Below are 10199 nucleotides of genomic sequence, written 5' to 3'. Positions count from 1 at the left end.
CCTCTCCCCCGGCCCCTCTCCCGCAAGCGGGAGAGGGGAGAATTCGATCGCGCTTCGGAAGGCGGGGTGCACGTGCGGGTGAAGCCCCGGACGGGACGCGGCAGCGGCCCGGGCCGGGGCTTTCCGCTTTTCCAGCCGCGGGTTCACCCGCTCAGGTGCGGCGGCTGGCGGTCCGCTGGGGCGTTTCGACTTGAGCCGGCGCATGCCGCAGATGGCCCCTCCCCCGACCCCTCCCCGCACAAACTGCGTGCGGAGAGGGGAGAATTCGATCGCGTTTCGGCAGATGGGGTGCGCGTGCGGGTGAAGCCCCGGAGGAGGCGCAACGTGTTCGCGGCGCTCGAGCGAACCGGCCCAAAGCTGAAGCCTCACCCCTGGACGGCGTCGTCAGCCGTTCGGGGGTGAGGCTTTCCGCGGTTGCTGCGGCGGATTCATCAGCTCTTTACAGGCTGTGGCTGGAGAGATTGCCGCCAGCCCACTCGATCCCGCTTATGCCACCGCGCGTGGGCGCGCCACGTACAGCTGCGCCGGCGGAATGTTCAGCGGCTCGAACGTGCGGGTGACCGTGCCGAACGCGCGCTCCAGGTGCATTCCGATGGACGGCGAGAACTGGTACACCAGGAAGGCGCCCTGCGGGTTCAGCACCGCGTTCGTCTTCTGAAGGATGTCGGCGCGGACCTCGGGCGGCATGGTGCTGAAGGGAATCCCCGAGATGGCGTAGTCGGCGCTGTCATAGCCCAGCTTCTTGAGCTCCGGGCCGACGTCGGCGGCGGAACCGTGCACCACGTGAAGCCGCGGATCGGGAACGTTCTCGCGCAGGAAACGCACGAAGTCGTCGTTCATCTCGATCACGATGAGCTTCGCGTCGGGATGCATGCGCTTCAGCACGTGCGTCGTGATGGTGCCCACGCCCGGCCCATATTCCACGATCACCCGGGCACGGTTGAAGTCCAGGTGCTTCAGCAGCCCGTCGATCAGGAACCGCGAGCTGGGGATCACGCTGCCCAGCATCCGCGGATGCTTCAGGAAGTTGCGGGCGAACAGCAGCATCTGGTCGCGCCGCGACCCGGTCGTCTTCTGCACTCGAACCAATCTCCGCGAAAAGGATGCACAGCCTCCGCCGATCCCAGGCGAAGCGCGATGGGTGCGCCTTCTGCAAATCTGGGACTTGCGCGCGGTTTGCACCAGCACTCCCGGTGGCGGCTGGTGCTCGTGGACGGCGTTGCATCTTGACCGGTGGCCGTTTGCGGACGATCATTCCCCCGCCCTCCCCGACCCGCTTCCCCGCTCCCGTCCCGCCATGACCGACCTCGCCAGCATGCCGCCAAGCGCCGTGGAACCTGCTCCGTCCGCCGTCCCGCGCCTCGAACCGGGCCCGTTGGGGCCGCTCGCCATGTCGCTATCCGGTGGCGGATACCGTGCGGCGGCGTTCCACCTGGGGACGCTGCGCCTCCTGCACCGTGCGGGGCTGCTGAAGGACGTCGTGGGGCTGTCCACCGTATCCGGCGGGTCCATCGTGGGGATGGCCTGGACGGTCAGCCTGCTGGACGGGGTGGCGTTCGACGAGTTCGACGCGTCGTTTTCGGACTTCGTGCAGCGCACCAACGTAATCGGGCTGGCGCTGGACGACCTCACCTCGCGCCGCGCGGAGCACCAGGGCGAAATGCCCAGCCTGATCCGCTCGGCCGCGGACGTGTACGCCGACCCGGCGCTGTTCGGCGAGCGGCGCTTCGGGGAGGTGCTCGACGCGCCACCGGAGAGGCTGCAGCTGCAGGAAGCCATCTTCAACTCCACCGAGTTCCACACGGGCGTCGATTTCCGGTTCCGGCGCAGTCCCGACCCGCTCGCCGGCATCGGCAATGGCGAGTACGGCGTGGTCGGCGAGGTGGCGCGGCACATCCGCCTCGCCGACGTCGTCGCGGCCTCGTCGTGCTTTCCGGGCGGATTCGAGCCGTTCGTCTTCCCCCAGCAGTTCCACTGGCCCGCCGACTTTCCCCTGCCGAAAGCGCTCCAGGCGCTCGGGCCGAAGTTCGACGCACCCGGGCTGCCGCTGATGGACGGCGGCATCTACGACAACCAGGGCGTCGATTCGCTCGTGGAGGTGTACGACAAGACCCCCGCGGCCACGCTGCTGATCTCCGACGTCAGCGTAGGCCAGTACAACATCTACAACGTGCCCGCGGCGCCCCGGCGCCGCGGGTTCCTGACGCTGAACAGGCTGCTGCTGGCGGGATGGACGGTGTTCCTGCTGGCCCTGGTGTCGCTGGGGGTGCTGGGGATGCACGCGGCGGCCGAGCACCGGGCCGGCGAGCTCACCGGGCTGGACGTGGTGGTCTACGGCTTCGTTTCGGTGCTGGTGCTGGTGCTCGCGGGCGGGCTGGCGTGGGGACGGAAGATGGCGGGGCTGGCGGAAAAGAAGATCCACGACACCGTGGGCGTGGAGGCATGGCCCAGCCTGCGCCGGCTGACGGTTCCCGAGATCATCTCCATGGCCGGGTTGCGCGCGGGCTCGCTGCTGAAGCTCACCTCGTCCATCTTCATGCAGCGCGTGCGGCAGCTGGTGTACAAGGAGGTCTTCAGCGATGAGAAGTACAAGGGCAGGCGGATGGTGAACGCGATCGACGTCCTCGCCTGCGACCAGTCCAGGTTGTACCTGGCTCACCCGTGGCTGAAGCCACGGCCGGGGCTGTCGGGCAAGGTGAACGAGGCCGTGAAGATGGGCACGACCCTCTGGTTCGACCAGAACGTCCGCTTTCGGTTACTGGTGGATGTGGGCGAGGCGAGCGTCTGCTTCGTGCTGCTCAAGCACCTGATCGAAGACTACCCCGATCACGCGGTCCCCGGCACGCCGGCCAACGACCTGTTCCAGACGCTCAAGGGCGAGTGGTCGAAGCTGAACGCGGCCTGAGGCGTTTCCGTCAGCGGCGGGAGCGGAGAGCGACGCTTTCCCCGTAGACCTCCAGCGTGCGCTCGGCGGTGGCGCGCCAGGTGAATCGACGCGCGGATGCCGCCGCGCGCTCCGCCATGCGGCGGCGGAGGGGCTCGTCCGTCACCAGGCGCCGGATGGCGTCGGCGAGGGCGGCGGGATCGCGCGCGGGGACGATGATTCCGTTCTCGCTATCGCGCACCACCATCGGCGCGCAGCCGACCGGCGTGGCGATCACAGGCATTCCCTGGCTCATCGCTTCGACCACCACCATCCCGAAGCCCTCGTAGGTGGAGCACATCACCAGCAGGTCGTGCTCGCGGTAGTGCCGCATCACCTCGTCTTCGGGCGCACGCGGGATCACGCGTACGAATGGGCGCGCGGCGGCGGGAAACGACTCCAGCACGGCGGATTCCGGGAGCCCGGGGCCCAGGATGGTCAGCCGGGGCGCGTCGCCCGCTTCCGCGAGGATCGCCATCGCGCGGGCCAGGTAGGGTGCGCCCTTCACCGCGTCCCACGATCCGCAGAACAGCACACCGCGGCCTCGCGGCGAACCCGGGGGCAGCGCGTCGGCCAGGAACCGTTCGGATACGCCATGCGCCACCACGTGCACGCGATCCGGAGGCTGCCACCCGCGTTCCAGGGCGAAGTCCCGGTCTCCCTCGTTCAGCACGATGAGCGCTTTCGCCAGCCGGGCCGCGGCGGCCACCTGCGGCAGGCGGACGGTGGGATAGTAGATCCTCCGCGTCCACCCCTTGGAGGTCAGCCCGTCCGCCGCGTCGTCCAGCGTGCGCCGGTAGTTCAGGTGCTCCAGCCCGTGCGAACGGCTGATGACCGCTGGTCCCTCGCCCTTCTTCCGCCGCAGCGCGTACAGCCAGCCTTCGCCGCTGGCCACGTCGACGACGTCGTACGGTCCCCGCTCGCGGATGGCCCGCCGGATCGCCCGCTCCGTCATCCTAGCGGATACGACCTGCCGCACCCGCCAGTTGTCGGGCGTCTCGCCGATCTCGGGGCGCAGGAGCACGTCGCACTCGTGCCCCAGCTCGCGAAACGTTTCCCCCAGCTTGTAGTAGACCTTGGCCGATCCCAGCAGCGGGTCCGCCGGGTAGTCGCCGACGAGAAGGATCTTCACGCCGCCCCCCCGTCGTCATCCGCCAGCAGGCGCTCCACCGTGCGCTCGATCGCGAACTCCCGCTGGTAGAAGGCGCGCGCCTTGGCCCGAAGCTCGTCCAGGTCGCCGCTTTCGAGAAGGATGTGGGCAGAGGCCAGCAGCTCCGCCGCACATTGCCCCTGGCCGTCGGCGTCTCCGGGTGCTGCGTGAGACACGGCTTGGCCAAGAATGATGCTCGCACAGCCAGGTCCGCGCGTCGTAACGGTCGGCACCCCGTTCGCCAGGCACGCCATCAGCGTCGTGCGGCGCGTGTCGGCCCCGTCCGGGTACGGCTGAATGGCGACGCCAGCCGCCTGTAGATGAACAGAAACATCTTCAGGGGATTGATAGCCGGGTGCGACGACATTGTCGCGAAACCGTTCGTCGCTTGCACGCAGTTGTTCCGCGAAGTCGGGGCCGCGATTCCCCAGCAAGAGGATGCGGGCGTCGGGGCGATACCCGATCAGCGCCTGGAGCGCGCGCGTCAGGGCGGGCCCGATCTGGTCGCCATAGGTGCCGAAGTGCGCGACGATCGGCCGTCCTTCCCCCACTTCCCGCCGGACGCGCGCAACCCGTTCAGGATCGTCGACGACCGGAATGGTGGATGGGATGGGGAGAACCGTGAAGGTGAGCCCCGGGGGCGCCAGGGCCGCAAGCAGCGGTTCCCACACGTGCGTAGAGACGTATGCCCGGGTGCTGGCGCGGAGCAGCGTACTCGCCATCAGCCGATTGACTGCGGCCAGCAGGTTGCGCTGCGGCCGCTGCCAGCCGAAGGGAAAGTACGGCTCGTGGAACATCACCCGCACGTCGTCGCCGGCGCGGCGGCGCGCGAGCAGCCACCGCGTGAACGGCAGGTTCATCCCCCGCATCCCCCACGCCTGGGGTGCGTACTGCACCAGAAGCCGCCGGGGCGCGGGATGCCGCTCCAGCGCCTCGCCCAGCTGCCGCAGCGCGTCACGCCCCACCCCGCCCATCGCGTGCACCGCGACTCCATCGGCCTCGGAATCGGCGTCGACGGACGGCGTCCACACGTGCACCTGGCGTCCCTGGTCCGCCAGCGCGCGCGCAAGCAGGCGCGTGTAATCGCCGATGCCGCCGCGGTCCGGCGGATACTCGCCCGTAAGCAGGTGCCAGGCTGGCTTTTGGGTCACGCGCGGAGGGGGATTCTGGTCAGCGCCACAACGGACCCGTCAGGCGCGGGGAGGCAGGCTGGCGAACACGCCCTGGCCGGCCGCTTCGGCCAGCACGCGCTCCACGGAGTCCAGGTGGTGGATCAGCGACATGCGTTCCGCGGCCAGGCGGGCCCCGGCGCGCATGCCACGCAGCGCGCCCGGGTGGCGCATGGCGCTCACCAGCCCCGCGGCCAAGGCGTCGGCCGTCGGGGGATCTCCGGAGACCAGGATTCCGTTCACGCCATCGGTCAGCCATTCGCCGATGCCGCCCACGTCGAAGGCGATCGAGGGCACGCCGAACACCCCCGCCTCCAGCCCCACCAGCCCGAACGGCTCCGGCCAGACGCTGGGGACGGCCAGCAGCGACGCGGACCGCAGCAGCTCCGCCTTGGCTTCGTCTCCCACCCATCCCGGAAAGTCGGCGTCCACGCCCAGCGAGGCGGCCAGCCGGGCCCACTCCGCGCGCCGCGGGCCGTCCCCCGCCATGGTCACCGCGATGGCGGCTCCCGTCTGCTCCTTCGCGCGGGCGACGGCCCGGATGAGCAGGTCGCCGCCTTTCACCGGCGTCATACGCCCGAGGAACGCCACGCGGAACGCCTCCGGCGGCTCCATGGAGGAGCCCACCAGCGTGGGAAAGAGCGGAAGGGCGTGCACCCGCTCGGCCGGGGCACCGTTCCGCACGTACTCGTCGCGCATGTGGCGGCTGGCGGTGACCACCGCGGCGTACTCGCCGAAGAGTTCGTTCTGCTCGTTGGCCCAGCGGTACTGGCGCGCCACGTAGCCCAGGCGCAGCTGGCCGCAGCGGCGCGGCCCGTAGATGGCCAGGCAGCCGGGCCCCAGCGGCTTTCCGCAGGTTTGCGGACGCGGCCACAGGTGCGCCTTCTGCCCGCTGACGCAGGTGCCGAAGTAGCCGTGCATGAACTTGACGACGGGCACCGAATCCGCCAGCCGCCGATCCACCTCCAGCGGGCGCATGTTGTGGACGAACGCCACGTCCGGCGCCCACGCCAGCGCGTCGGCCAGGGCGGCATCCATCCCCCGCTCGTCGATGCCGAAGTGAGGCGCGCCGGCCGGCGCGGGCGATGGCGCTCCGGGGCGGGCGCGGTCCTGGTGAAGGAACGCGACGGCGTGCCCGCGCGCCTCCAGCCCCGGCATCACGGCCGCGAGGTAGGCCTGCACGCCGCCCGCGTCGCCGATGCCGTCGTTGGCGAAAAGGATGCGCACGGCTACGCGGCCCGGCGCGCGCTCACGCCCGCACCAGGCGCAGGCACTCGCCCTCGAGCGCCCAGGGATCGTCCACCTCGCGCAGCGGCTCCGCGCGCAGTCCCTGGATGCGCAGCTCGGCCTGCACCTCGCCGGCGGAAAGGCCGCGTTCGCGCCAGACGGTGGGGTGCATCTCCACGAACAGCGCCAGCCCCGCGCCCGCCCGGGCGATGGTCTGGCGTGCCCCGCGCAGCGCCTCCAGCTCGAAGCCCTCCACGTCGATCTTGATCAGCGTGGGATTGATGCCGTGCGCGGCGCAGAAGGCGTCGATCGTCACCGTCTCCACCCTCTGGGTCCCCGCCTCGCCCGCGGCGGCCAGCCGGCTCGTCCCATGGTGCCCCGCGCCGATCAGGGCCGCCGTTCCCGCCACGTCCGACACGGCGGCCCGCACCGGCGCCACCACGTTGGCCAGCCCGTTCAGCTCCACGTGCCGGCGCAGTCCCTCGAACGCCTGGGGCGACGGCTCGAAGGCGAACACCCGTCCGCCCGGCCGCACCCACTGGCCGAAGAGAAGCGCGTAGGCGCCCGCGTTGGCACCCACGTCCAGCGCCACCCCTCCCGGGCCGGCGGCGGCGCGGAAGGCGGCGTACTCCACGTGGTTCCAGCTGACGAACCGGTACTCGGGAAGCACGCGCACCCGTTCACCGCCGGGGAGCACCGATTCCACGCCGCGCCCGCCGCCCAGCAGGGCGTGGTACGCGCCGCGCAGCCAGCGCCGGGGCCCGCTCTCGGGAACCAGGCGGGCCACGGCGGCGCCCACCACCTCCAGCGGCGAGCGGCGGCGGTACGCGTGTCCCTCGGCGGTCTCGATCGGCGTCATTCAGCTCGCTCGTGGTGCGGGGTGCGGCCCCGCGTCCGACGGCTCGATGTCCACGACCTCGTCGGGCTGCGACGTGAAAGGTGACACGGCATCAGGCGGAAGGAGGCGCAGGTGCACCAGCACGGGGCGCACGCGTCCGGGGAGCGGCAGGCCGGCGTACAGCGGCCTCATCGCCCAGAGATAGAGGATGCCCAGCACGGGAGCCGCCACCAGCGGGGGCCATACCGACGCCCTCCATCCCATGATCCCCACCGCCAGCCCCACCAGCAGCAGCACCGCCGCGCGGGCGCTCCACGGACCCAGCGCGCGCCGCCACAGGGCGGTCGAGCCGAGCCCCGTCACCTGGTGCAGGTACCGCATTCCCAGCGGGTACGCCACTGCCGCCGTGCCGATCACCCCCGCCGCGGCCACGCCCGCCGTGCCGAACTGGCGCCCCAGCCAGATGGCGGCGAGCACGTGGACGATGCCCTGCGCGATGGAGACGGCGCCGATCTGCACCCGCGCGCCCAAGGTGCTGGCGGTGACGAACACGGCGTGGCCCAGCGACAGCGACAGCACCCCGGCGGCGAGCAGCACGTTGGTCGCCAGCCCCGCGAACCGGCCGGGCCCCACCCAGAGCGCGACGAAGCTGGGGTTGAAGGCCAGCACCGAACACGCCACCGCTCCCGAGCCGATCAGCGTCAGCCGGAAGATGGAGACCACGACTTCGTTGGTGCGCTCACGATTGCCCTCGCCGCGCAGTTGCGCCAGCCCCACGAGCCCCGCGTCGGGCATCTGCCAGCTCATCTGCATGAGCACGTCGCCCAGGCGCGCGGTGAGGGCGAAGGTGACGGCCGCGGCGGGGCCGGCCACGGACAGCAGGATGAGCGTGCTGCTGGCCGACACCATCCGCCACCCCAGCCCGCCGGTCCAGGCGCCGATCCCCTGCACCGTCACGTCCCCCAGCCGACGGGCAGACGGAAGCCGCCAGCCGCGCAACAGGTCCGGAGCGATGGCCCACAGCCGGACGAGGCTGGCGATTCCGGACACCAGCGCGGGAACGGTCGCCGCGGCGGCCAGGGCGTACAGCCCCTGCCCGGCGGCCAGCAGCACCAGCAGCAGGACCACGTTCAGCGCGGACTGGGCGATGCCCATCACGCCCAGGAAGGTGACGTCCTGAAGCCCCAGCAGCACCGAGTGGAAGACGCGGACGGGGTACACCGCCGCCGTTCCCGCCACCAGGAACAGCAGCGGCTTCATCACCGTGGCGCGCTGTTCCGGCGTGACCCCGGTGAGCCCCGGGGCCAGGGCCAGCAGCGCCAGGCTGAGGGCGGCGAAGAGCACCGCCGCCAGGATCGCCGCGAGGCCGCCGGTGGCCACCAGGCCGCGGATCTCGTCGCGGTCGGCGCGCCCGTCCGCCTCGGCGACCAGCCAGGGGAGGACGGCCAGCACGCCGAGGTCGGCCATGGCCGAATACGCCACCAGCTCGCCGAAGCCCAGCCAGACGCCGTACGGCTCGGCGCCCACGCGCGACAGGATCAACGGGACCACCAGGATGCCCGCCGCGAACGCCACCCCGAACTGCAGGTAGCCGAAGGTGGCGGCGATTCCCGCGCGCCGGGTGCGGCTCACGCGGTGCGCCGGCCGGCGGCGAAGCGCGCCACCTGGCGCAGCGCCCCGGCCCATCCCCGCGCCGTGGCCCGGCGGCGCCACGACGTGCGCGTCCGGCCGTGCTCGCGGCGGATGGCGTCGCTCCAGCGCTCATAGAAGAGCTTTCCGTTGCGAAACCCGATCGCCTGGCGGCCGGCGGACGGTGTGCGGGCGTACGTAGTGCTCAGCTGGTGCACGTACGCGCCGTCGCGCTCATACCCATGCGCCGCCACCCGCCACCCCGCGGCCCGGATGCGATAGCACAGGTCGGACTCGTCCCACTCGGTGGGGCGAAAGGCCGGGTCGAGCGGCCCCACCCGGTCCGTGCACGCCTTGCGCACCACCCAGGGCCGCACCACGCCGTCCACCTCGTTCAGCCGCAGCCAGTTGAGCGGCGGCGGCCCGATGGTGCTCTGCACGCGCCGCCAGTCCACCGTGTCGTCCCAAGTGCGCACGGGCTCGTCGACGGGCGAAAACGTCAGCCCGCGGCTGAGCCCGAGCAGGCCGATGTCGTCGTAGGCGCGAAAGGTGGCGATGAGCTCGGGGATGAACCAGCCGGCGCGCAGGAACATGTCGTCGTGCCAGCTCATCACCAGCGGAGCCCGCGCTTCGGCCAGGCCTCGGTTGGTGCACACCAGCTCGTGCGCGTCGTTCTCGTGGATGACCCGCAGCGGGGGCCCGTTCCAGCCACCCGCGGCCAGGCCGGCGAGGTACTCGCGCGTGCCGTCGGTGCAGCCGTCCTCGACGACGACGATTTCCACCGGCTGGTCGGCGGCGTAGCGGGCCCAGCTTTCCAGCCCCTGCCGCAGCACGGGCTGATTGTTGTGCGTGGCGATGACGACCGTCAGCTCCGGTGCGCGCTCCCTCACTCCCCCGCCCCTGTTCGTGTGATCCGTCGAGTCCATCGCGATCGGGCTCATGCCTGCGGCGCGCCATCTGTCATCCTGAGGCCCAGGCGCACCGCATTCGCCCGCAGCAAACACTTCGCGGGCCGAAGGATCTAGCCTGCGCCACTTCCCGACCAGGGCGCGGCAGCGGCACCGAGACCGTGGACCTCGGCGCCCCTCCACCGGCCCCGTGGAGACGGCGGGACTTCGATCGCGCCTCGACCTGGGCCGGCGCACTCCGCGGCTGCCCTCTCCCCCCGGCCCCCTCTCCCGCAAGCGGGAGAGGGGGAGAATTCGCGCGCCCTCCGGCTTGCCTCGTGCACTCGGCCGGCCCGTGCAGTCCGCGAAGGCGGAC

The 10199-nt window shown here is 71.5% G+C and carries 8 protein-coding genes; 1 reads left to right on the top strand and 7 read right to left on the bottom strand.

Features of this window, described 5'->3' with window-relative positions; genetic code table 11:
- Positions 1–486 precede the first annotated feature (486 nt).
- Complete coding sequence (locus tag VGB24_RS14295) at positions 487–1080, bottom strand: class I SAM-dependent methyltransferase (protein WP_331073626.1); 594 nt, start codon at positions 1078–1080, stop codon at positions 487–489.
- A 310-nt stretch (positions 1081–1390) separates the two neighbouring features.
- On the opposite strand from VGB24_RS14295, the gene VGB24_RS14290 reads away from it, so the two are divergent.
- On the top strand, positions 1391–2905 hold the full coding sequence (locus VGB24_RS14290) for a patatin-like phospholipase family protein (RefSeq protein ID WP_331073625.1): 1515 nt from the start codon (positions 1391–1393) through the stop codon (positions 2903–2905).
- A gap of 10 nt (positions 2906–2915) precedes the next feature.
- Here VGB24_RS14290 and VGB24_RS14285 read toward each other — a convergent pair whose 3' ends face one another.
- Genes VGB24_RS14285 through VGB24_RS14260 form a run of 6 tightly spaced genes read right to left on the bottom strand, consistent with a single transcriptional unit; the run spans position 2916 to position 9826 of the window.
- Positions 2916–4055, bottom strand: coding sequence for a glycosyltransferase family 4 protein (locus VGB24_RS14285; RefSeq protein WP_331073624.1), 1140 nt, complete (start codon positions 4053–4055; stop codon positions 2916–2918).
- Entirely contained in the window at positions 4052–5224 is a 1173-nt protein-coding gene (locus tag VGB24_RS14280; RefSeq protein ID WP_331073623.1) for a glycosyltransferase family 4 protein, read from the bottom strand. Before VGB24_RS14280 ends, VGB24_RS14285 begins: the two co-directional genes overlap by 4 nt.
- 39 nt (positions 5225–5263) lie before the next feature.
- Positions 5264–6469, bottom strand: a complete 1206-nt coding sequence (locus VGB24_RS14275; protein ID WP_331073622.1) for a glycosyltransferase family 4 protein — start codon at positions 6467–6469, stop codon at positions 5264–5266.
- A gap of 22 nt (positions 6470–6491) precedes the next feature.
- Positions 6492–7328, bottom strand: coding sequence for an FkbM family methyltransferase (locus VGB24_RS14270; protein WP_331073621.1), 837 nt, complete (start codon positions 7326–7328; stop codon positions 6492–6494).
- Positions 7329–8939 (bottom strand): hypothetical protein, encoded by a 1611-nt coding sequence (locus tag VGB24_RS14265; protein ID WP_331073620.1) that lies wholly within the window; start codon positions 8937–8939, stop codon positions 7329–7331.
- Positions 8936–9826, bottom strand: a complete 891-nt coding sequence (locus tag VGB24_RS14260; protein WP_331073619.1) for a glycosyltransferase family 2 protein — start codon at positions 9824–9826, stop codon at positions 8936–8938. The genes VGB24_RS14265 and VGB24_RS14260 overlap by 4 nt, the downstream gene beginning before the upstream one ends.
- Positions 9827–10199: the final 373 nt, after the last annotated feature.

This window comes from Longimicrobium sp., assembly GCF_036399935.1.
GTDB lineage: Bacteria > Gemmatimonadota > Gemmatimonadetes > Longimicrobiales > Longimicrobiaceae > Longimicrobium.
Note: the sequence above shows the minus strand (reverse complement) of the source record. Positions and strands in the feature narration are given on the sequence as shown.

Coding starts and splice junctions, on each gene's coding strand:
- VGB24_RS14290 (WP_331073625.1), top strand. CDS start 1,391: ATGTCGCTATCCGGTGGCGGATACCGTGCGGCGGCGTTCCACCTGGGG.
- VGB24_RS14270 (WP_331073621.1), bottom strand. CDS start 7,328: ATGACGCCGATCGAGACCGCCGAGGGACACGCGTACCGCCGCCGCTCG.